A 19,243-nucleotide genomic window follows, 5' to 3' on the forward strand; every position below is an offset into this window, starting at 1 on the left:
CCGCGCTTGGGCGCGTTGTCGCTTTTGATTTCCAGACGCTCTGCATATATGTGACGACAGGCCCACCTTCAATCAAGCGGCGGCCGTGAAATTGCGCCGCAGCGGAAGCAGCAGAACATGGCGGAAATCACCGAAACGGCCATCCGCAAGGTTCTCGACACGGTGATCGATCCCGTGACGGGTCGCAGCGTGACGGCACTCGGAATGGTGAGCGGTATCGCGACGCGGGCCGGCCATGTCGCGGTCACACTCGAAGTCGATCCGGCGCGTGGCACGGCGCTCGAGCCCCTGCGCCAGGCCTGCGAACAGGCAATCCGGGCGATGCCCGGCGTTCTTTCGGCGACCGCGGTCATGACCGCGGAGCGCGCGGCGCCCCCTGCACCGCCCGCGCCGGGTGGCCACCACGGCCACAGCCACGGCGCCCCCGCGGCCAAGACGACCGGCGGCGGCGGCCGGATCGACGTGCCGGGCGTGAAGCACATCATCGCAGTGGCGTCGGGCAAGGGCGGCGTCGGCAAGTCGACCACCGCCGTCAACCTGGCGCTCGGCCTCGCTGCCAACGGCCTCGCGACCGGGCTGCTCGATGCCGATATCTATGGCCCCTCGATGCCGCGCATGCTGGGCGTGACGGAGAAGCCCGAATCGGCCGACGGCAAGATGCTGAAGCCGATCGAGAAGTACGGCCTGAAGACCATGTCGATCGGCTACATCGTGAACGAGGACACGCCGATGATCTGGCGGGGCCCGATGGTCTCGAGCGCGCTCGAGCAGATGCTGCGCGACGTGCAGTGGGGCGACCTCGACGTGCTGGTGGTCGACATGCCGCCGGGCACCGGCGACGCCCAGCTCACGCTGGCCCAGCGCGTGGCGCTGGCCGGCGCCGTCATCGTCTCGACGCCGCAGGACATCGCCCTGGTGGATGCCCGCAAGGGCCTCAACATGTTCCGCAAGGTCGCGGTGCCGGTGCTCGGCATCGTCGAGAACATGAGCTATTTCCTGTGCCCCCACTGCGGCGAGCGCTCGGAGATTTTCGGCCATGGCGGCGCCCGCGAGGAGGCCGACAAGCTCGGCGTGCCGTTCCTCGGCGAGGTCCCGCTCCATCTCGACATCCGCACCACGTCCGACAGCGGCCACCCCATCGTCGTCTCGAAGCCCGACAGCGCGCACGCGCAGGCCTACAAGAACATCGCCGGCCGCGTCTGGAAGCAGCTCTCCGCCAACCAGCGCGGCGCCCGCAAGGCCCCCAACATCGTCGTGCAGTAAATCATTGTCGTCCTGAGCACAGCGAAGGACCTCACCGGGCGGCCAGACACGGACCTTCGCGATGGGCACGCGACAGTACTGGACCTACATCCTCGTCAGCGGCTCCGGAAACGCGATGTACATCGGCGTCACGAACGATCTCGAACGCCGGATCTGGGAACACCGGAACGGACGAGGCAGTGAGTTCGCCAGGAAATACCGCGCGACTCGGCTGGTCTATGCCGAGGAATACGACAATCCGAACGACGCGATTGGTCGCGAAAAGCAACTCAAGGGCTGGCGGCGCGAACGCAAGAACGAGCTGGTGCGAACGATCAATCCGGAATTTCGAGATCTGATGCCGAGCGAGTAACTGGCGCGAGGTCCTTCGCTGCGCTCAGGACGACAAGAAATCTAGCCGCGCTGGCGGGTCTTGCTGGGACGCCAGCCGGCGCGCCATTTGCCGATCAGGCCGTGGACGCCGATCATCGAGCCGGCGACGAGTTCCAGCGCGAGGAAGCGGCGGTCCTCGACCCGGCCGGGGAGCTGGATGTTCAGCGCGAGATCGCGGCGGAAACCGAACTGGTTGTAGTATTCGGGGTCGCCGACCAGGATGATGCGGCTGTGGCCCAGCATGCGCGACTGCGCCATCGAGTGCCACATCAGCGCCTTGCCGTAGCCTAGGCCGCGCAGTTCGGGCGAGATGGCGAGCGGGCCCAGCATGACCGCCTGCCACTTGTCGTTGATCAGGATCGGCCAGTTGCGGATCGAGGCCACCATCCTGTCCTTCTGGTCGATCGCCACGAAGCACAGTTCGCGGATCGGCTTCACGCCCTCGCGCAGCCGGTAGACCGTCTTCTGCTGACGCTCCGGGCCAAAGGCCGCCTCGTTCATCTCCTCGACCGCCGTGTTGTCGCGCGGCCGCTCGCGCAGCAGCCTGAGCCGGCCGGGATCGCGGATCACGTCGCCTGACCGAGCGCCGCCATCAGCTCGCGCCATTCGCGGGCGCTGAGCCCGCTCGACTTCTGCTCGACCGCCTCTCCCGCCAGCATGCGCTTCACGATGGCCAGCCCGGTCTTGGAGAGGTGCGTGCCGCCCAGGCGATATTCGACGAAGGCGTCGTGGCTGATCGGGCACCAGCGCTTCAGCGTATCGAGCATGGTCTCGGCATAGACGCGGATCTCATACTGCGCGTGGGCATCGGCGCGCAGTGAGAGGAAGTGCATGAGGTTGTGCAGGTTCGTCTTCCAGTACCACTGGGTATAGAAGCCGAGCGACAGGTTCATGCGCGCCAGCTCGCGCGCGAGGCCGGACCTTTCGGGATCGAGCGGCGCACCACCCTCGCCCTCGTTCAGCATCTCCAGATAGTGCTCGTAGACCAGCTCGGCGTCCTGCTTCAGCAGGCTGAAGACGCGCTCGGCCTCCTTGCCGGCCAGCACCGCGTCTCTGCCCTGGCGGTTCATCGCGCTCTGGGCGGCGAGATGCTCGGGCTTGGGTACGTAGAATTCGTTGTCGAGGATCGAATAGCGCGCGGAATATTCGTTCACGTTGGCGGTGCGATGCCGGATCCACTGGCGCGCCACGAAGATCGGCAGCTTCACGTGGTACTTGATCTCGCACATCTCGAACGGCGTCGTGTGGCGGTGCCGCATGAGATAGTTGATGAGCCCGCGATCCTCGCTGACCTTCTTGGTGCCGCGGCCGTAGCTCACCCGCGCGGCCTGCACCACGGCGGCATCGTCGCCCATATAGTCGACGACGCGGACGAACCCGTGATCGAGCACCGGCAGCGCCTGGTAGAGGATTTCCTCCAGCGCCGGAGCGACCGGGCGCAAGGTCGGCTGGGCGCCGGCCCGGGCCTGGTCGATTTCTGCCTGCTGGTCGCTGGAGAGGGGCATCGGTTCGCTGTCCTTGGTTTCGCCGGGCTTTATGGGGGGAATCGCATCGGGCGGGCAAGGAAGGATCTGGGGGCGGACACGCCTTCAAAAAGCCGGCGGAAGCGCCTATATAGGGCGCGTCGGGAAACCGACTATGGCGATAAACGCCGCGTGAAATAAGCGTTTCGGACCCGGGGGCAGTACCCGGCGCCTCCACCATTTCTCTCCGCCCTCGGGCGGAACCGATGGGGGCGAACCAGGATCGACGAGCGTGGTAAAGGCGCGGTTTTTGCCCGGTATGGTTCCGCCGTGACGGGCCATTCACAAGTGCTAACGATAACACCGTTACACTCGCTGCTGCCGCCTAAACAGCGGACGTAAGCGCGGTCCGGGGGGCACCGGGCAACAGAAGCCCCCCACTTTCCTTCCGTCCAATTGACGGCTATTGCCATCGTTGACTCTCCGGCAGGGCGGGTCGATGCTTTCACAAATTTCCGACAGGCCATGAACGATCGCTTTCACTACGACGCTCTCGTCGACGATGCGCTGCGCAGCGTCGTGCGACGCGTGCTGACTCAGGTCGCGGAAACGGGACTGCCGGGCTCGCACCATTTCTACATCAGCTTCCGCAGCAACGATCCGGGCGTCGAATTGCCGGATTATCTGCGCGCCAAGTATCCCGATGAAATGACCATCGTGCTGCAGCACCAGTATTGGGACCTGATCATCCGCGAGGACGATTTCGAGGTGATGGTCAGCTTCAACAAGCAGCAGGAGCGCATAAAGGTCCCGTTCGCCGCGCTCTCGGCCTTCGTCGACCCCTCGGTTCGCTTCGGCCTCCAGTTCGACCGCCGGGACAAGGAAACGGGAGAGAAGGTCTCCGCCGACAAGCCGGAAGGCGCGGCCGCGCCGACCCCGCTGCCGGTGCCGGAGAAGCGGCCGGCCCCGCCCGTTCAGGAAGGCGAGACCGCCGCGACCGACGGCGAGGCCGCCCCCGCCGACGCGCCCAAGCCCGAGGATGCGGCCTCCAAGGTCGTCAAGCTCGACAGCTTCCGAAAGAAGTAGGTAGACGCCGCCGCCCGGCTGCGGCAGGAAACCGGCGCCCCGAGAGGGTCGCCAGGAGAGAAGACGCATGCCCGAGTTCCAGTTTCAGGAAATGTTCCCGAGCCACGAGGACACGACGCCCTACCGCAAGCTCACCTCGGATTTCGTCGGCACCACCAAATTCAACGGCCGCGACGTGCTCACCGTCGAGCCCGAGGCCCTGACCACCCTGACGGCCGCGGCCTTCCACGACATTTCCCACCTGCTGCGCCCGGGCCACCTCCAGCAGCTGCGCAACATCCTCGACGACGGCGAGGCCTCGGCCAACGACCGCTACGTGGCTCTCGAACTGCTGAAGAACGCCAACATCTCGGCCGGCGGCGTGCTGCCGATGTGCCAGGACACCGGCACCGCCATCGTCATGGCCAAGAAGGGCCAGGCGGTGTGGACCGGCGGCGGCGACGAGGAAGCGATCGCCCGGGGCGTCTACAAGACCTACACCGAGACCAACCTGCGCTATTCGCAGGTCTCGCCGCTGTCGATGTTCAAGGAAGTGCAGACCGGCACCAACCTGCCGGCGCAGATCGACATCTATGCGACCGACGGCGACGCCTACAAATTCCTCTTCGTCGCCAAGGGCGGCGGCTCGGCCAACAAGACCTACCTGCACCAGCAGACGCCGGCCGTGCTGAACGAGGCCGCGCTGCTCAAGTTCCTCGACACCCAGATCCGCACGCTCGGCACCGCCGCCTGCCCGCCCTATCACCTCGCCATCGTGGTCGGCGGCACCTCGGCGGAAATGAATCTCAAGACGGTGAAGCTCGCCTCGACGCGCTACCTCGACGACCTGCCCAGCGAGGGCAACAACAAGGGCGTGGCCATCCGCGATCGCGAGATGGAGCAGAAGGTGCTGGAGCTCACGCGCCAGATGGGCATCGGCGCACAGTTCGGCGGCAAGTATTTCTGCCACGACGTGCGCGTGATCCGCATCGCCCGCCACGGCGCCTCGGTGCCGATCGGCATCGGCGTCTCCTGCTCGGCCGACCGCCAGGCCGTGGGCAAGATCACGAAGGACGGCGTCTTCCTCGAGCAGCTCGAGCACAATCCGGCGCAGTTCCTGCCCGACGTCGAGCCGGCGCAGCTCTCGGGCGACGTCGTTTCGGTCGACCTGAACAAGGGCATGGCGCACACGCTCTCGGTGCTGACCAGGCATCCCGTGAAGACCCGCGTGAACCTGAGCGGCACCCTGATCGTCGCGCGCGACTCCGCCCACGCCAAACTCAAGGAGCGGCTCGACCGCGGCGAGGGCCTGCCGGACTATTTCAAGCAGTTCCCGGTCTACTACGCCGGCCCCGCCAAGACGCCGACCGGCATGGCCTCGGGCTCGTTCGGCCCGACCACGGCCGGGCGCATGGACTCCTACGTCGATCTCTTCCAGGCCAATGGCGGCTCGATGGTCATGCTGGCCAAGGGCAACCGCAGCAAGCAGGTCGTCGACGCCTGCCGTAAGCACAAGGGCTTCTATCTCGGCTCGATCGGCGGCCCGGCCGCCATCCTCGCGCAGGACGTGATCAAGAAGGTCGAGGTTCTCGAGTATCCGGAACTCGGCATGGAAGCGATCTGGCGCATCCAGGTCGAGAACTTCCCGGCCTTCATCATCACCGACGACAAGGGCAACGACTTCTTCAGCGACCTGAAGATCTGATCTTCACGACCGGCGGCCGTCGATCCAGACGGCGCCGGTGCGGGCGTTGATGACGTGCAGCCAGGGGCCGTGGCACCCGAGCACGCGGAAGTTGCCGGATGCACCGTCCGAAGTCGTGAGCTTGCGCCCCATGGGCCCGGGCAGGCTGTAGAGCGCCCGGCCCGCTTCGACATCGATCCAGAGCCGGTCCGCGGGCACCCAACCATCGCGGTGTGGAGCGTCGGCGGTTGCGATGTGTGCCCACCCGGCTTGGCCGCCGGACAGGACGACGCCCGTGTCTCCTCGCATCGCCCCGATCGCCGGCGAGAGCGGCGTCGGCGCCGACCTCACCGTCACGGAATCGCCGGGCGACAGCAGTGTATGGACAGGGGTCGACCCGCATGAGCCGGGCGGGCCGGTGCTGGCGTCGACCGAACGCTCGACGACGGCAAAGCCGGCCAGCACGGCCAGCGTGCCGATCATGGCGCGAATCATCGACAGCCCTTCCCACAACCTGCCGGCCGCCCCCCGGCGGCCGGCCCTCCCCCATCACGTCTTTCTAGGATTGCGGGGCCGCGGAGTCGCGGCAGGGTTTGTAAGAATTGTTTTCCAGCGTGCGCTACACTCCCTGCCATGAACCTCGCCAAGCAGCATCTCGACGTCGGCCTGTTCTCCAACAAGCGCGACGAGCAACTCGCCTTCTGGCAGCAGACGGTCGGCCTGCCCTACGACCATATGGGCAAGCTGGGCGGTGGCATGCAGCAGCACCGCCACCACATGAACGGCTCTATCCTGAAGATGAATCATGCCCGCGGCCCCCTGCCCGACGCGCCGCCCTCGGGCATCATCGGCCTCGAGATCGCGCGCGAGGGGCTATCGGCACCGCAGCCGCTCGCCGATCCCGACGGCAACAAGGTGACCCTCGTCTCGAAGGGGCTGCACGGGGTCGACGGCGTCGCCATCCTGCTGCGGGTCAACGATCCCGCCGCCCACGACCGGTTCTGGACGCACGCCATGCAGTTCGAACGCGTGGGCGAGGGTCGCTATCGCTGCGGCGACTCGCTGGTCGTGGTGAGCGAACGGGGAAAGGTCGAGAGCGCGGTCGGCCAGTGGCGCGGGCCCGGCTATCGCTACATGACGGTGCAGGTGTGGGATTGCCTGGCCGAGTATGCCGGCATCCTGGAGCGCGGCGGCGCCCCGGGGGGCGAGCCGCGCGTGCTGGGAGAGACGGTACGCTATGCGTTCGTCTGCGATCCCGACGGCAACCACATCGAGATCAGCCAGCGCGCATCGTTGACGGGCGGGACGCTTTAGGCGCCCCGCCGGATGGAGTCTTAGCGCTTGCCCTTGCGGGCCTTGCGGGCGGCGTAGCGGGCGTCGCGGGCGGCCTTCTGCTCGGCCTCGGTCAGCACCGGCTTGGCAGCGGCCCGTCGCGCGGCACGCTCGGCCTCCGCGGCTTCGGCCGCCGCGGCGGCTTCGGCTGCGGCGGCTGCAGCCTCTGCGGCCGCTTTTGCCGCCGCCGCTTCGGCCGCTTCCTTTGCCGCCGCCACTTCGGCGGCGATGCGCGCGTCTTCCAGCCGCTTGGCTTCCCGACGCTCGGCCTCGCGAGCCTCGCGGGCGGCCGCGATGGCGGCGCGCTCGGCCTGCTTCTTGATCAGTTCCGGATCGTTGGCCTTGGCCTTGGCCTTCTCGAGCAAAGCCTGCTTGGCCGCCGCGGCGGTCGCAAGGCGATCGCCGAAATCCACGTTCCTGCCGCTCATGTCCTAGTCTTTACTCCGCCGCCGTAGCGGCCTGCTTCTTGGCGCGCTTGCGGTCCTCGGCATTGAGGAACCGCTTACGCAGCCGGATCGATTTCGGGGTGATCTCGACGAGTTCGTCTTCCTCAATATAGGCGATCGCCTGCTCGAGCGACATCTTGCGCGGCGGCGTGAGGCGGACAGCCTCGTCCTTGCCGGCGGCACGAATGTTGGTGAGCTGCTTGCCCTTGAGGACGTTCACTTCGAGGTCGTTGCCGCGGCTGTGTTCGCCGATCACCATGCCCATGTAGACGGGCACGCCGGGCTCGATGAACATCGGGCCGCGATCCTCGAGATTCCACATCGCGTACATCACCGCGTTGCCCGCGGCATTGGCGATCAGCGCACCGTTGCGGCGGCCGGCGATCGGGCCGCGATAGGCGCCGTATTCGTGGAACAGGCGGTTCATCACGCCCGTGCCGCGCGTATCGGTCAGGAATTCGCCGTGATAACCGATCAGGCCACGCGACGGAGCGTAGAACACCAGGCGCGTCTTGCCGGCGCCCGACGGGCGCATGTCCTGCAGCTCGCCCTTGCGCAGCGAGATCTGCTCCACGACCGCACCGGTATAGGCGTCGTCGACGTCGATCACGACTTCCTCGATCGGCTCCTGGCGCTGGCCAGTGACCGGATCGGTCTGGAACAGCACGCGTGGACGGCCGACGGCGAGTTCGAAGCCCTCGCGGCGCATCGTCTCGATCAACACGCCGAGCTGCAATTCGCCGCGGCCGGCGACTTCGTAGGAATCGGCGTTCTCGGTGTCACTGACGCGGATCGCGACGTTGCCTTCCGCCTCGCGCATCAGGCGCGCGCGGATCATGCGGGTCGTGACCTTGTCGCCTTCGGTGCCGGCGAGCGGCGAGTCGTTCACCATGAAGGTCATGGCCAACGTCGGCGGGTCGATCGGCTGCGAGGTGATCGGCTCGGAGATCGTCAGATCACCGATCGTGTCGGCCACGGTGGCGACCTTCATACCGGCAATGGCCACGATGTCGCCGGCCTCTGCCGATTCGAGCGCCACACGCTCGAGGCCGCGGAATGCCAGGATGCGCGTGATACGAGTCTGCTCGAGTTCCTTGCCGTCGCGGCTCAGCGCCTTGACCATCGAGTTGGGCTTGATCGAACCCGACAGGATGCGGCCCGTCAGGATGCGGCCAAGGAAATTGTCGGCCTCGAGCGTCGTCACAAGCATGCGGAACGCCGGATCGGGATCGACCTTCGGCGCCGGAACATGGTTCACCAGCAGTTGGAACAGCGGCGTCATGTCCGTGTGCTCGGCCTCGAGCGAGGTCGCGGCCCAGCCCTGGCGGGCCGAGGCGAAGAGCGTCGGGAAGTCGAGCTGCTCGTCGGAAGCCTCGAGCGCCGAGAAGAGATCGAACACCTCGTCGTGCACTTCGTGGGCGCGCGCGTCGGAGCGGTCGACCTTGTTGATCAGCACGATCGGCTTCAGGCCGAGGCGCAGCGCCTTGCCCAGCACGAACTTGGTCTGCGGCAGCGGCCCTTCGGCAGCGTCGACCAGCAGCACGACACCGTCGACCATCGACAGGATGCGCTCGACCTCGCCGCCGAAGTCGGCGTGGCCCGGCGTGTCGACGATGTTGATACGCGTGCCATGCCACTCGACCGAGGTCGCCTTGGCCAGGATGGTGATACCCCGTTCGCGTTCGAGGTCGTTCGAATCCATGGCGCGCTCGGCCACCTGCTGGTTCTCGCGGAAGGTGCCGCTCTGCTTCAGCAGGCAATCGACCAGTGTGGTCTTGCCATGGTCGACGTGCGCGATGATCGCGACGTTACGGATTTCCATAATGATTTGTCCGGAGGGTTGGTTGGGCGCGCTTATACGCACGCTCTGTGACGGCGGCAAGGCAGCATGCGGAGGCGTGTTGCCGCTGCCGGGGCGCGCTGCCACAGTCCCGTCATGCAGAAACGCTCGGTCACGATCGACGGCCACCGCACCAGCATCTCGCTGGAGGATGCCTTCTGGACCGAGCTTTCAGCCCTGTCCCAGGCGCGCGGCCTGTCGCTCAACGCCCTGGTGGCCGAGATCGACCGCGGCCGGGTACAGGGTCAGACCAACCTGTCGAGCGCCCTGCGACTTCACGTGCTGAGGGAACTGAAGCAACGCACGATCAGTCGAGATTGAAACCCTTGGCACGCACGAATGCGCCGAAATCGGCGCGCTCCGGCACCGAATATTGCCGCGCCTTATCCTCGGACCAGCCGTAGGACGGGTCGTCTCCGAATTTCTCCACGAAGCGTTGTGTTTTGTAAGGCTGGGTTTCGTTGCGCCGCCGGTCGTAGGCCTCGACCTTTTCGCGGAGACCGGTTTCGTCGTAGCGGTCGCGATGAATCGACACGTCGAGCCCGAGGCGCGGGCTCATCACCCCTTCGAAGGACGGCCAGCCGACACCCAGCCCTGCCATCGGGAAGACATGCTGCGGCAGGCCGAGCACCTCGGAGACCTGGGCCGCCTGGTTGCGGATCTGGCTGATCGGGCAGGTCCCGAGCCCGACCCGGTCGGCTGCGGCAATGAAGGTGGCGAGCACGATGCCGGCATCCACGGCGGCATTGAAGAATGGGTCGAGATGGTCGTTCACGAAGGGCCGGCCGCGCCAGTCGAACAGCAGCCGGTGCCGGCGGTTGTTGCCGCAGAACACCAGCAGGGCCGGGCCGGCGGCGGCCCACGGATTCTCCGGTATCAGCGCCTGGAGCTTCTCGCGCTGTTCCTTGTCGGTGACGATCACGATGTCGGCCTGCTGCAGGTCGCTCTTGGACGGCGCCGAGAGCGCCACGGCGCACAGCGTGTCGAGCAGCGCCGGGTCCAGCGGCTTGTCGGAATAGCGCCGCACGACGCGGCGGTTGGCCATCTCGGCCAGGACCTCGACTCCCTTCGGGGCCTCCGACAAAGCGGGCGCGGAACCGAACCGCGACTTCAGCACGGACTTCAGACGATCAAGCACGGCAACTCCTAACGGCCGAAGATGTTTGGCAGGGGAATGGGGACATTGGGGATCAGCGAGCGCGGTTGCCCCGGTAGGACCTGCTCCAGCTGCTGCAGCTGCTGGGCGCCGGGCAGGGTGCTGGCCATGCCCGGCGGATCCTTGGCGGTGCCGCGTGAGACACCGAGCGAAGGCGAGGACATCGCGCCCCGCGCGGTCGTGATCAGGTAGGGCGCCGACCCGTCCTCCGCGATGTAGAAATTCACCGTCGTGTCAGTGGTCGAGGCGCCGAGATTGGTGCGCGTGGAAATGCGTGCCGTGGCACGATTTCCCTGCACCGCGAGTCCCTTGTCGGTCAGCACGCCTCCCGCGATGTCGACATGCCCCGAGATCGGGCTGTCGTGGTTGACGAAGCGGTTCAACACCAGCGAGATCGCGTTCAGCATGTTGGTGGGCGACATGCCGCGCTGGCCGACGGCGCCCAGCACGTTGCCCAGGGTCTGGTCGATCACCGTGCTGGCGGCGCCGGCCGCCATCGAGCCCAGCATCTGCAGGGCGCGGTCGGCCCCGACGAAGATATGGCCGCCGAGCTGCGCGCCGCCCGCCATCGAGGCCCTGATCTGGTCGGCGGTCGTACCGCCGCCGCGCAGGGTGATGCCGTTGGCGTTCAGCTTGCCGTCGATCGTCACCTTGATGGCGCCGCCGAACTGGTTGGAACCGGAGGTGCTGCGCAGCATCTCGCCCAGGATGATGCTGTTGGCGTCACCCTTGAAATCGAAGGACAGCGCCGGCTTGGTGGCGTTGACCGTCCCCGCGAGCGCCAGCGAACCGCCATAGAGCGATCCCTTGAAGTGCTGGACCGTCAGGATGCCGTCCTTCAGCGAGGCCGCGAGCTCGGCATTGCCGATGCGCAGCGGCGAACTGACCAGGGTGCCGGCCACCAGCTTCAGCGAGCCGTCGATGCTGCGCAACGCTGCCGTGTCGATCGGCTTGGCCGCCGCCGCTCCGCGCGCGGCCGGCCGTGCCGGCGCCCCGCCGCTGCCGCCGATCCGGTCGAGATCGAGCACGCTTGCCCGCAGGTCGGCGTTGATCGTGGTACGGCCGGTCAGGCGGGCATCGATCGACCCGTCGATCGCCTGGCCGTTGAGCACCAGGTTGCCCTTGTAGGCGGCCGACTGAGGCGCCCCCTTCGACGCACCCGGCAGCGCCAGGGTGCCGTTCGCCTTCACGCTCTGGCCCATGGCGTTGACGTTGAACTCGCGCAGCGTGAGCTGCTCGGCCGTGCCCGCGACGCCCCCGCTCGCGCTCACCGCGCCGAGATCGGCCGGCGCCGTGGTGCCGGCGACCCTGAGCACGCGGCTCATGTCGGGTGCCTCGAAGTTGAAGGCGATGTCGGCGCGCGGCTGCGGCGCCGAATAATTGGCGACGGTGCCGCGCACCGCGAGACGGCCGCCGCCCAGGTTCGAAACCTTGACGTCGTTCAGCCTCAGCGTGGTGCCCTGCAGCGCCACGTCGACATCGACACCCTGGATCGTCTCCTTGTTGTAGATCAGCCGGGCCACCTTGGCCTTGAGCCCGACCGAGGGGCCGGCCACGGCAAGCGCCGAAGGCGGCGCGGAAGCACCGGCGGCAGCGGCAGGCTTCTGCCGCGCCGCGACCGGGACCAGGAAGGAATCGAGGTCGAGCGTGTCGAGGCTGACGCTGGTCACGATCGACAGCGGCACGGTGAAGGTGACCGTCACGCCGCCGCTGCCCTTGAGATCGTCGAGCTCGAAGACGGCATCGCTCACCTGCACGTTGCCGCCGGTCGAAGACATGCGGCCGCGCAGGCTGAGTTTCTGCAGCTTCGAGGGCGGCACCGACGACAGGTCGACGGCGAGCCAGGACAAGGTTTCGCGCAGCTTGGGCCCGACCAGGCTGAACTGCCCGGTGACGCCCGGCCGCGCGGCATCGCCCGCCAGGGTCGACTGCGCCTGCAGGACCATGTCGCCAGGCAGCGTGGCGGTGAGCTTCGGCACCGCCACGGCGCCGCCACGGGCATCGATCTCCAGCACCACGTTGCGGACCGGCTGCTTGTTGTAGATCACCTCGCCGACTTCGAAGGCGACCTTGGCCGTGAGATCCCCAAGGTAGCTCTGCGACGTCGCAGCGGGTGCGCTCGCGGGCGGCGCAGCGAGAGACGAGGACGTTGCGGCAGGCGCGGACTGCTGGATCGCCGCCAGCCACCGGTCGAGATCGAGCTTCGGCACGGCAAGCTTGCCCTCGACCGCGAGCCTGGGCTTCAGCGCGACCGAAAGCGATCCCGAGCCACTGTCCTGGCCCAGGGCGATCTTGAAGTCGCGCGCGGCGAACGCCGTCGGGGAAACATCGACCGCGCCGTCGAAGCTGAACCTGCCGGCAAGAATCGCCGGCAAGATGGGCTCGGGCTGGCCGGCGAGCTTGACCAGCGTACCGACGAAGGTCGTAAGGGAGTCGGCCGACGCGGAGGCCATGCCGGAAATCTTGGCGGCCGCCCCCAGTTCGCTCAGCGCGCCCTTGAACCCCAGTTTGCCGCCGCCCGCCTGCAGGGTGAGGTCAGCGGTGTGGCCGTTGGCGCCCCGCGCACCCACGGCGAGATCGAGCTTGAGCGGTGCGCCGTTGATCGCGGCATCGCCCGCCAGCGAATAGGGACCGTCGATCGAACCGACCGAGGCGGTGAAGTTCGCCTTTTCCGCCAGCACGGCAAGGCCGGCCTTCGAATCGCTGAAGATCAGCGTGCCGTTGTCGATGGTGAGCCGCCCGAGCGACAGCGGCCGCGGCGAGCTGGGCTTGGCCGCGGCGGGCTTCGCTTCTGCGACCGACGGCGCGAACTCCCAGTTCGGCTTGCCTTCGGCATTGATCTCCAGAACGATCTTGGGCTCGACGAGCGTCACCTCGCTCACTTCGATGTTGCCGCCCAGCAGGGCCAGCAGCGACGGTTTCACGGTGACCGACTTCACCTCGACCATGTTGGCGTTCTTCGAGCCGGCAGCATTGAAGAACTTCACGCCGGTCACGCTGACGGTCGGCGTGGGGAAGATCGAGAGCGAGATCGGCCCATCGATCACCAGGTCGCGGCCGGTCGCCGTCTTCACCTGCGAGACGATCAGCGGCTTGTAGGAATTGACGTCGATCAGGGCGGGCAGGGCCACGAGGGCTGCGACCAGCAGCGCGACGATGCCGCCGCCGCCGATCAGGAGACGCTTGCGGGTGGTTGGTGTCATGGCAGGGCTCCCCGGTCCGGCAGGGCAAGACTAGCGCATCGACTGCAGGCACGGCATAGAGAAATCCATGGCCGAGATCGTCAACCTGCGACGCGCCCGCAAGGACAAGGCGAAACGCGAACGCGAGGCGGAAGCGGACGCGAACCGCCGCCGCTTCGGCCGCACCCGCACCGAGAAGGTCGCGGACAAGGACACCGCGGAGCGCGCCGCGCGTCTGATCGACGGCAAGCGCCTCGAAGCCGAGAAGAAGGACTAGCCTTCCTTGTCGTCCTGAGGGGCGCTCATTTCGCCGGCCGGTTGAGGGCCAGGCGCTCGAAGAAGGTGCGCGTGGTTTCGTCGGCGCCGGGCCCCGCGACAGCGCGCACGTTGGTGAGCTCGAGCCGGCGGCCGCTCTCGGCGTCGATCATAACCGGGTCGAGTGGCCGGTTGTCGGCACGGTCGACCAGGTCCATGGGCTTGCCGACACGCGCGGCCGGGCCGTAGCGGTCGCCCCATTGTTTCAGCCCGACAATGACCGTGAAGAGCGCGGCGCCCTTCTCGGTGAGGCGGTATTCGTGGCGCAGCGGGCGCTGGCGATAGGCGGTCTTGCGGAAGATCCCGGCCTCCACGAGCTTCTTCAGCCGCGCGGTCAGCACGTTGCGCGCGATACCGAGATTTTCCTGGAAGTCGTCGAAGCGGCGCACGCCGTAGAAGGCATCGCGCACGATCAGCAGCGTCCACGGCTCGCCCACGACGTCGAGCGCCGATGCGATCGAGCAGTTCATCTGTTCGTAGGAGGTGCGCCGCATTCGCAAAGTATAGGGCGGCAGGCGCAGGGCGCAATCTTGGGAGGCGGACCCGCTCCCTCAAAAGCAGAGCGCCCGGATCTCACGACCCGGGCGCCCTTTTCAATTTTCGAAGGTTCAGTCGGTTAGTCGCGCGACTGGCCCATGAAGCTCATCAGGAACTGGAACAGGTTCACGAAGTCCAGGTACAGGCTGAGCGCGCCGAACACGGCGACCTTCTCGATCATGTCCGTGCCCCAGGCCTCGGAATACTGCTCCTTGATCTTCTGGGTGTCGTAGGCGATCAGGCCCGAGAAGATCAGCACGCCCGCGGCGGAGATGATGAAGCTCATCGTGCCCGACGGCCAGATCATGTTGACGAGGCCGGCCAGGATCAGGCCGATCACGCCCATGAACAGGAACTTGCCCATCGCCGTGAGGTCACGCTTCGTCGTGTAGCCGTAGAGGCTGAGCGCGCCGAAGGCGGCGGCCGTCACGAAGAAGGTGCGCGCGACGCTGGCGCCGGTGTAGCGGAATAGCAACAGCGACAGGCTGACGCCCATCAAAGCCGTGACCGCCCAGTAGACCGCCTGTACCGCAGTGGTGCTCATCTGAGCGGCGCGGAACGAGGTCAGAAGCAGCAGGCCGAGCGGAGCGAAGATCGCAACCCAGCCCAGCACGTTCAGGCCGACGACGCGACCCGCCTGGACCTGGAAGAACAGGCTGGCGAGTTCCGGCGAGCTGAACAGACCGAAGGCCACGATGCCCGACAGGGCGAGCCCCGAAGCCATGTAATTGTACACACGCACCATGTGGGCGCGCAGACCGACATCAAACGACGCCTGGTCGGCAACGGTGCCGGCGCGATTGAAGGTGCCGAAGTTCGGATTTACCATCTGGTTTCAAGCCTCCAAGGGGGCCTCGTTTGCCGAGCCCCTTCGACAGATAATCTGGGGTTACAGATCGACTGAATCAATAGCCAAGTAGCCCGCCGCGATTCCAATTTGGAGCCCCTGCGGAAAATAATTAGTTCACTCATTGCGCAAAAACGCAAGAGCCCCCCTGCCCGCAAGGCGGCGGCCGGGAGCATCGACGGCGATTTCCAATGACCGCAGCGCCCGGGTCAACGGCGGGACGCGATCAATCTCGCGCAGCCTCAAATGCCTGCTTGGCGGCATTCCGCGCGTTGATCACGTGTTCCTGCGCCGCTTTCCGTGCCTGCCGTGTGTCGCGGGCCGTGATGGCGGCACAGATCGCACTCATCTCGACATAGCTCTGCTTGGCGCGGCCGGGCAGGGACATCGAACGGGCGCGCAGGAAATTCACGCGCGCCTGAAGCCCCGTGAGCGTCTCTTCGATGATCTTGTTGCCGCAGTTGCGCAGGATGATGGCGAAGAAGCTGCTCGTGGTGCTGATCTGCTCGCTGGCCGTTTCGCTGCTTCGCGACGCGCGGCGGAAGGCGTCGAGGTTCGCGGCCAGGTCGGCCAGATCCTCTTTCGCGATCAGGGCGGCGCAACGCGCGGCAGCCTCGCCCTCGAGAAGTTCGCGAACTTCGTAGATCTCCTCCGCTTCCCGCCATGACAGCCGCGCCACCTGCGGCCCGCGGTTCGGCACGATATCGATCAGACGCTCCGCCTGCAGGCTGCGAAGCGCTTCGCGCAGCAACGGCCGGCTGACCCCGAGCGAATTGCACAGGTCTGCTTCGACGAGCCGGATACCCGGCAAGAAGACGCCGGACAGTATGGCGTGCCGGAGCTTTTCCACGGTCTCCTGCTGGACGCTTTTGCGGCTTACCCGCAGGTCGAGTGTTGCTGTCATTCCTGAATCCCGAATGTCGAAGCGTTTGAACCGGCAATGGCGGTTCCGCAAGTCCACGCCCCGCACAGAGCGACCTTAGCAAATGGCACCGCAACCACCCGCTCAAACGCACATCCCGACGGATTTCGTGCGCCGTCGTCTGCAGCTGGCCCAATCATTGCACAAACTTCAGGCACGCCCCGCACACAGTTGGCTTCGCAATAATCACATCCATGCTTATTGTAAGATTGTCTGTCAATCTTATTGACAGACGTTTTAGCCGATGATTGGCTACACACAGAGAGAAGGTCGTCGCGCGAGGGCGGATCCCGCCGCCGTCGCCGCCGAGCCAGAAGTTTTGAGTGTGGGGCCCATGGCTGATTCAATCCGCATGCATCGAATCGACACCGGTCGGATCACGTTGAACGTCCGCGAGATCGGGCATGGACCGGTTGCGATATTCCTGCACGGCATCACATCGAACTCGGCGGTATGGGATCCCCAACTTCTTGCCCTGAAGGACACGTTGCGCTGCGTCGCCGTCGATCAGCGCGGCCATGGCCTCAGCGACAAGCCGGAGGCGGGCTACGACGCGAAGGATTTCGCCGCCGATATCGCGGCCCTCATCAAGGTGCTGAACGCGGGGCCGGCCTTCATCATCGGCCATTCGCTCGGCGCCCGGAACGCGGTCGAGGCCGCAGTAATGGCCCCCGATCTTGTTCGTGGCGTGGTGGCGATCGACTTCACGCCGTACATCGAGACCGAAGTGCTGGATCAGCTTTCGGCGCGGGTAAATGGCGGCGATCGTCTGTTCGCGTCGCAACAGGACATCGAGGAGTATCTCCAGAACCGGTACCCCCTGATGCCGCGGGACGCGGTGTCGCTGCGCGCGGCCTCGGCCTATCAGAAGGTCGAGGGCGGCTTCCGACCGCTCGCATCGCCGCCGGCCATGGCGCAGACGGCAGAAGGCCTGCGCGCCGATCTGGTGCCGGCGTTCAAGTCGGTTTCGCGCCCGACACTCGTCGTCCGCGGCGCGCTCAGCAAACTCGTTTCGGCGCCGGCACTGGAGAAGACGCGCGCGTTGCGTCCGGATCTGCCGGTGCTCGTCGTCGACAACGTCGACCACTACGTCAATGAAGAAGCGCCGGAGGCCATCACGACGGCCATTCGCGACTTCACGTCCAGACACTGAAACGGCAATCGCGTGCGCGGCATCATGCGAAGCCTGAACCCGGCTCCCGAGGGGACAACACGCCCGGGATCGCCCGGATGCATGCACCGAGTCTGCCTCCCCGCATGAAGACGTTCCGGTCGCTCGCCGTCAAATTCGGCAAAGGCGCCGCCGGCATCGCCGCAATGGTCGCGGGCTGGGAAGCCGTGCGCGCACTGGGCTTCGTCGATCGCCGCGATCTTCCGTCGGCGGCCTCCATCGTCGAGACCGCTGCGGTCGACCTCTGGCGTGGTGACCTGGCCCCTGCCGTCCTGGCGACGATCGGATCGTGGGCGCCGGGCCTTGCCGTGGCAGCCGTCGCCGGAGCGGGTGCCGGCATCGCGCTCGCCTTGCTGCCGCGCCTTGAGATCGCCACCCGCCCGCTGCTCGAATTCGTGCGCCCGATTCCTTCCGTCGCCCTCATTCCGGTGGCGCTGCTGGTCCTCGGCGTCGGGCTGCAGATGCAGCTCTTCATGATCGCCTTCGCGAGCATCTGGCCCATTCTGTTCAGCACCAAAGCCGGCGTCGAAGACGTCGATCCGCGGTTCGTGGAAACCGGCCGCGTGCTTCATGTCGGGCGAGCCGCCCGGATCTTTCGGATCGTTCTGCCGGCGATGCTGCCGTCCTTCGCAACCGGTCTTCGCACCGCGTCGGCGATTGCGCTCGTGGTGGCGATCACGGTCGAAATGCTGACCGGCCAGCCCGGCATCGGATCCTACATCGAAAACGTCCGCCTGAGCGGGCTCGTCACCGGCATGTGGGCGTCGATCTTCGTGACCGGCGTGCTCGGCTATCTGGTGAACGCCCTGTTCGTGACCGTCGAGCGCGCGACAATGCCGTGGAGCAACGAGAACCGTGATCGCTAAAGGCAGACACATCGCGCCTTTGGCCTGGCAGGCCGCGACGATCCTCGCTCTGGTCGCCGTCTGGCAATGGGCGGCGCTGACCTATCCCGCCGTCTATCTGCCGCCGATCGAGCGAATTGCCCAAGGCTATATCCAGCTCTGGCATGGCGAGCTGCTCCACAGCGCCCTGCTGCCGAGCCTTCGCCGACTAGGGGCGGGCTTCGCCATCGCCATCCTGGTCGGGTGCGTGACCGGCGTCGTGCTGGGCTCGCTCCGCTCGCTCGATCCCTGGGTCCGTCCGACGATCGAATATCTCCGCTACATCCCGGCCGTAGCGATCCTCCCGGCCTCCCTGATCCTGTTCGGCGCCACCGACCAGATGCGCATTTTCGTCATTGCCTTCGGGTCCGTATTTCCGGTGCTGATCGCGGCGACCGACGGCGCGCGTCGCGTCGACCCGATCCTGCTGGACGTCGCGCGAGCCGTCGGGCTCTCGACCGCGGAGCGCCTCGTGCGCGTGGTCCTTCCGGCGTCGCTCCCCTCCATCTTCTCGGGCATGCGCGTCGCGCTCAGCATCGCGCTGGTCATGATGGTCATCTCCGAGCTCATCGCCGCGGATGACGGGCTGGGTTTCTACATCCTGCGCAACCAGCGCCTGTTTCAAACTGCCAACGTATACGCCGGCGTGCTGACCATCGGCACTGTGGGGCTGGGTCTCACACTTGCCCTGCTCGCGGTCGAAAAGCGCGTGCTGTCCTGGCATCGCGGCTGGCGCGGACTGACGGAGACCGGTCGTGGATGAG

General features: G+C 66.6%; 20 protein-coding genes and 1 other RNA gene. 11 read left to right on the forward strand and 10 right to left on the reverse strand.

Translation table 11 applies throughout. The features are described from left to right. The first annotated feature begins 117 nt into the window (after window positions 1–117). Entirely contained in the window at window positions 118–1,263 is a 1,146-nt protein-coding gene (apbC, locus tag ACO07I_RS11540) for an iron-sulfur cluster carrier protein ApbC (protein ID WP_422017400.1), read from the forward strand. Window positions 1,264–1,324: 61 nt separating this feature from the next. Then, window positions 1,325–1,615 (forward strand): GIY-YIG nuclease family protein, encoded by a 291-nt coding sequence (locus ACO07I_RS11545; RefSeq protein WP_422017402.1) that lies wholly within the window; start codon window positions 1,325–1,327, stop codon window positions 1,613–1,615. A gap of 41 nt (window positions 1,616–1,656) precedes the next feature. Here the strand turns inward: ACO07I_RS11545 and ACO07I_RS11550 are convergent, their stop codons facing one another. Beyond that, entirely contained in the window at window positions 1,657–2,205 is a 549-nt protein-coding gene (locus tag ACO07I_RS11550; protein ID WP_422017404.1) for a GNAT family N-acetyltransferase, read from the reverse strand. Then, the gene (gene thyX / locus ACO07I_RS11555; RefSeq protein ID WP_422017406.1) at window positions 2,202–3,140 is read right to left on the reverse strand and encodes an FAD-dependent thymidylate synthase; all 939 of its coding nucleotides are present in this window, start codon (window positions 3,138–3,140) and stop codon (window positions 2,202–2,204) included. Before thyX ends, ACO07I_RS11550 begins: the two co-directional genes overlap by 4 nt. A 79-nt stretch (window positions 3,141–3,219) precedes the next feature. Here thyX and ssrA point away from each other — a divergent pair. The 3 genes from ssrA (at window position 3,220) to ACO07I_RS11570 (ending at window position 5,868) form a co-directional block, all read left to right on the forward strand. After that, window positions 3,220–3,540, forward strand: a transfer-messenger RNA (tmRNA) gene (gene ssrA, locus ACO07I_RS11560). An 83-nt stretch (window positions 3,541–3,623) separates the two neighbouring features. Then, window positions 3,624–4,184, forward strand: a complete 561-nt coding sequence (locus tag ACO07I_RS11565) for an SspB family protein (RefSeq protein ID WP_298309517.1) — start codon at window positions 3,624–3,626, stop codon at window positions 4,182–4,184. A gap of 67 nt (window positions 4,185–4,251) precedes the next feature. Beyond that, window positions 4,252–5,868 carry a fumarate hydratase gene (locus ACO07I_RS11570; RefSeq protein WP_422017408.1) on the forward strand — a complete coding sequence of 539 codons (1,617 nt, stop codon included), beginning with the start codon at window positions 4,252–4,254 and terminating at the stop codon, window positions 5,866–5,868. Window positions 5,869–5,871: 3 nt separating this feature from the next. Here ACO07I_RS11570 and ACO07I_RS11575 read toward each other — a convergent pair whose 3' ends face one another. Further along, window positions 5,872–6,360, reverse strand: coding sequence for a hypothetical protein (locus ACO07I_RS11575; protein ID WP_422017410.1), 489 nt, complete (start codon window positions 6,358–6,360; stop codon window positions 5,872–5,874). 120 nt (window positions 6,361–6,480) lie between these two features. On the opposite strand from ACO07I_RS11575, the gene ACO07I_RS11580 reads away from it, so the two are divergent. After that, on the forward strand, window positions 6,481–7,161 hold the full coding sequence (locus ACO07I_RS11580) for a VOC family protein (protein ID WP_422017412.1): 681 nt from the start codon (window positions 6,481–6,483) through the stop codon (window positions 7,159–7,161). A gap of 20 nt (window positions 7,162–7,181) precedes the next feature. Here ACO07I_RS11580 and ACO07I_RS11585 read toward each other — a convergent pair whose 3' ends face one another. Together ACO07I_RS11585 and typA are read right to left on the reverse strand one after the other, a co-directional pair. After that, complete coding sequence (locus ACO07I_RS11585) at window positions 7,182–7,607, reverse strand: DUF6481 family protein (protein ID WP_298309513.1); 426 nt, start codon at window positions 7,605–7,607, stop codon at window positions 7,182–7,184. Window positions 7,608–7,617: 10 nt separating this feature from the next. Continuing rightward, window positions 7,618–9,447, reverse strand: coding sequence for a translational GTPase TypA (typA, locus tag ACO07I_RS11590; RefSeq protein ID WP_422017414.1), 1,830 nt, complete (start codon window positions 9,445–9,447; stop codon window positions 7,618–7,620). A 66-nt stretch (window positions 9,448–9,513) separates the two neighbouring features. On the opposite strand from typA, the gene ACO07I_RS11595 reads away from it, so the two are divergent. Then, a complete protein-coding gene (locus ACO07I_RS11595) occupies window positions 9,514–9,786 on the forward strand; it encodes a ribbon-helix-helix domain-containing protein (RefSeq protein ID WP_422017416.1) in 273 nt (90 codons plus the stop codon). Here ACO07I_RS11595 and ACO07I_RS11600 read toward each other — a convergent pair. Then, window positions 9,773–10,603 (reverse strand): nitroreductase family protein, encoded by an 831-nt coding sequence (locus ACO07I_RS11600; protein WP_422017418.1) that lies wholly within the window; start codon window positions 10,601–10,603, stop codon window positions 9,773–9,775. The genes ACO07I_RS11595 and ACO07I_RS11600 overlap by 14 nt on opposite strands. A gap of 8 nt (window positions 10,604–10,611) precedes the next feature. After that, window positions 10,612–13,824 carry an AsmA family protein gene (locus ACO07I_RS11605; RefSeq protein WP_422017420.1) on the reverse strand — a complete coding sequence of 1,071 codons (3,213 nt, stop codon included), beginning with the start codon at window positions 13,822–13,824 and terminating at the stop codon, window positions 10,612–10,614. 67 nt (window positions 13,825–13,891) lie between these two features. On the opposite strand from ACO07I_RS11605, the gene ACO07I_RS11610 reads away from it, so the two are divergent. After that, window positions 13,892–14,080, forward strand: a complete 189-nt coding sequence (locus ACO07I_RS11610; protein WP_422017422.1) for a DUF4169 family protein — start codon at window positions 13,892–13,894, stop codon at window positions 14,078–14,080. A 25-nt stretch (window positions 14,081–14,105) separates the two neighbouring features. On the opposite strand, the gene ACO07I_RS11615 is transcribed toward ACO07I_RS11610, so the two are convergent. From ACO07I_RS11615 to ACO07I_RS11625, 3 genes are all read right to left on the reverse strand, one after another. Continuing rightward, window positions 14,106–14,612, reverse strand: a complete 507-nt coding sequence (locus ACO07I_RS11615; protein WP_422017424.1) for a winged helix-turn-helix transcriptional regulator — start codon at window positions 14,610–14,612, stop codon at window positions 14,106–14,108. A gap of 122 nt (window positions 14,613–14,734) precedes the next feature. Continuing rightward, window positions 14,735–15,484, reverse strand: a complete 750-nt coding sequence (locus tag ACO07I_RS11620) for a Bax inhibitor-1/YccA family protein (RefSeq protein ID WP_298309506.1) — start codon at window positions 15,482–15,484, stop codon at window positions 14,735–14,737. 244 nt (window positions 15,485–15,728) lie between these two features. Then, window positions 15,729–16,406, reverse strand: coding sequence for a GntR family transcriptional regulator (locus tag ACO07I_RS11625; protein ID WP_422017426.1), 678 nt, complete (start codon window positions 16,404–16,406; stop codon window positions 15,729–15,731). Between the two features lie 262 nt (window positions 16,407–16,668). Between ACO07I_RS11625 and ACO07I_RS11630 the strand changes: the two genes are divergently transcribed. From ACO07I_RS11630 to ACO07I_RS11640, 3 genes are all read left to right on the forward strand, one after another. After that, on the forward strand, window positions 16,669–17,577 hold the full coding sequence (locus ACO07I_RS11630) for an alpha/beta fold hydrolase (protein WP_422017428.1): 909 nt from the start codon (window positions 16,669–16,671) through the stop codon (window positions 17,575–17,577). 104 nt (window positions 17,578–17,681) lie between these two features. Continuing rightward, window positions 17,682–18,461 carry an ABC transporter permease gene (locus tag ACO07I_RS11635; RefSeq protein WP_422017430.1) on the forward strand — a complete coding sequence of 260 codons (780 nt, stop codon included), beginning with the start codon at window positions 17,682–17,684 and terminating at the stop codon, window positions 18,459–18,461. Further along, window positions 18,451–19,242: an ABC transporter permease gene (locus ACO07I_RS11640; protein ID WP_422017432.1), complete on the forward strand. Its 792-nt coding sequence runs from the start codon at window positions 18,451–18,453 to the stop codon at window positions 19,240–19,242. Before ACO07I_RS11635 ends, ACO07I_RS11640 begins: the two co-directional genes overlap by 11 nt. Window position 19,243: the final 1 nt, after the last annotated feature.

The sequence above is a fragment of the Reyranella sp. genome, from assembly GCF_965227665.1.
Classification (GTDB): domain Bacteria; phylum Pseudomonadota; class Alphaproteobacteria; order Reyranellales; family Reyranellaceae; genus Reyranella.

Bases quoted from the DNA above. Each gene is read 5' to 3' on its own strand.
- ACO07I_RS11605 (WP_422017420.1), bottom strand. From the start codon at position 13,824: ATGACACCAACCACCCGCAAGCGTCTCCTGATCGGCGGCGGCGGCATC.
- ACO07I_RS11635 (WP_422017430.1), top strand. From the start codon at position 17,682: ATGAAGACGTTCCGGTCGCTCGCCGTCAAATTCGGCAAAGGCGCCGCC.
- typA (WP_422017414.1), bottom strand. From the start codon at position 9,447: ATGGAAATCCGTAACGTCGCGATCATCGCGCACGTCGACCATGGCAAG.
- ACO07I_RS11620 (WP_298309506.1), bottom strand. From the start codon at position 15,484: ATGGTAAATCCGAACTTCGGCACCTTCAATCGCGCCGGCACCGTTGCC.
- ACO07I_RS11595 (WP_422017416.1), top strand. From the start codon at position 9,514: ATGCGGAGGCGTGTTGCCGCTGCCGGGGCGCGCTGCCACAGTCCCGTC.
- ACO07I_RS11565 (WP_298309517.1), top strand. From the start codon at position 3,624: ATGAACGATCGCTTTCACTACGACGCTCTCGTCGACGATGCGCTGCGC.
- ACO07I_RS11610 (WP_422017422.1), top strand. From the start codon at position 13,892: ATGGCCGAGATCGTCAACCTGCGACGCGCCCGCAAGGACAAGGCGAAA.
- ACO07I_RS11630 (WP_422017428.1), top strand. From the start codon at position 16,669: ATGATTGGCTACACACAGAGAGAAGGTCGTCGCGCGAGGGCGGATCCC.
- ACO07I_RS11625 (WP_422017426.1), bottom strand. From the start codon at position 16,406: ATGACAGCAACACTCGACCTGCGGGTAAGCCGCAAAAGCGTCCAGCAG.
- thyX (WP_422017406.1), bottom strand. From the start codon at position 3,140: ATGCCCCTCTCCAGCGACCAGCAGGCAGAAATCGACCAGGCCCGGGCC.
- ACO07I_RS11615 (WP_422017424.1), bottom strand. From the start codon at position 14,612: ATGCGGCGCACCTCCTACGAACAGATGAACTGCTCGATCGCATCGGCG.
- ACO07I_RS11545 (WP_422017402.1), top strand. From the start codon at position 1,325: ATGGGCACGCGACAGTACTGGACCTACATCCTCGTCAGCGGCTCCGGA.
- ACO07I_RS11580 (WP_422017412.1), top strand. From the start codon at position 6,481: ATGAACCTCGCCAAGCAGCATCTCGACGTCGGCCTGTTCTCCAACAAG.
- apbC (WP_422017400.1), top strand. From the start codon at position 118: ATGGCGGAAATCACCGAAACGGCCATCCGCAAGGTTCTCGACACGGTG.
- ACO07I_RS11570 (WP_422017408.1), top strand. From the start codon at position 4,252: ATGCCCGAGTTCCAGTTTCAGGAAATGTTCCCGAGCCACGAGGACACG.
- ACO07I_RS11585 (WP_298309513.1), bottom strand. From the start codon at position 7,607: ATGAGCGGCAGGAACGTGGATTTCGGCGATCGCCTTGCGACCGCCGCG.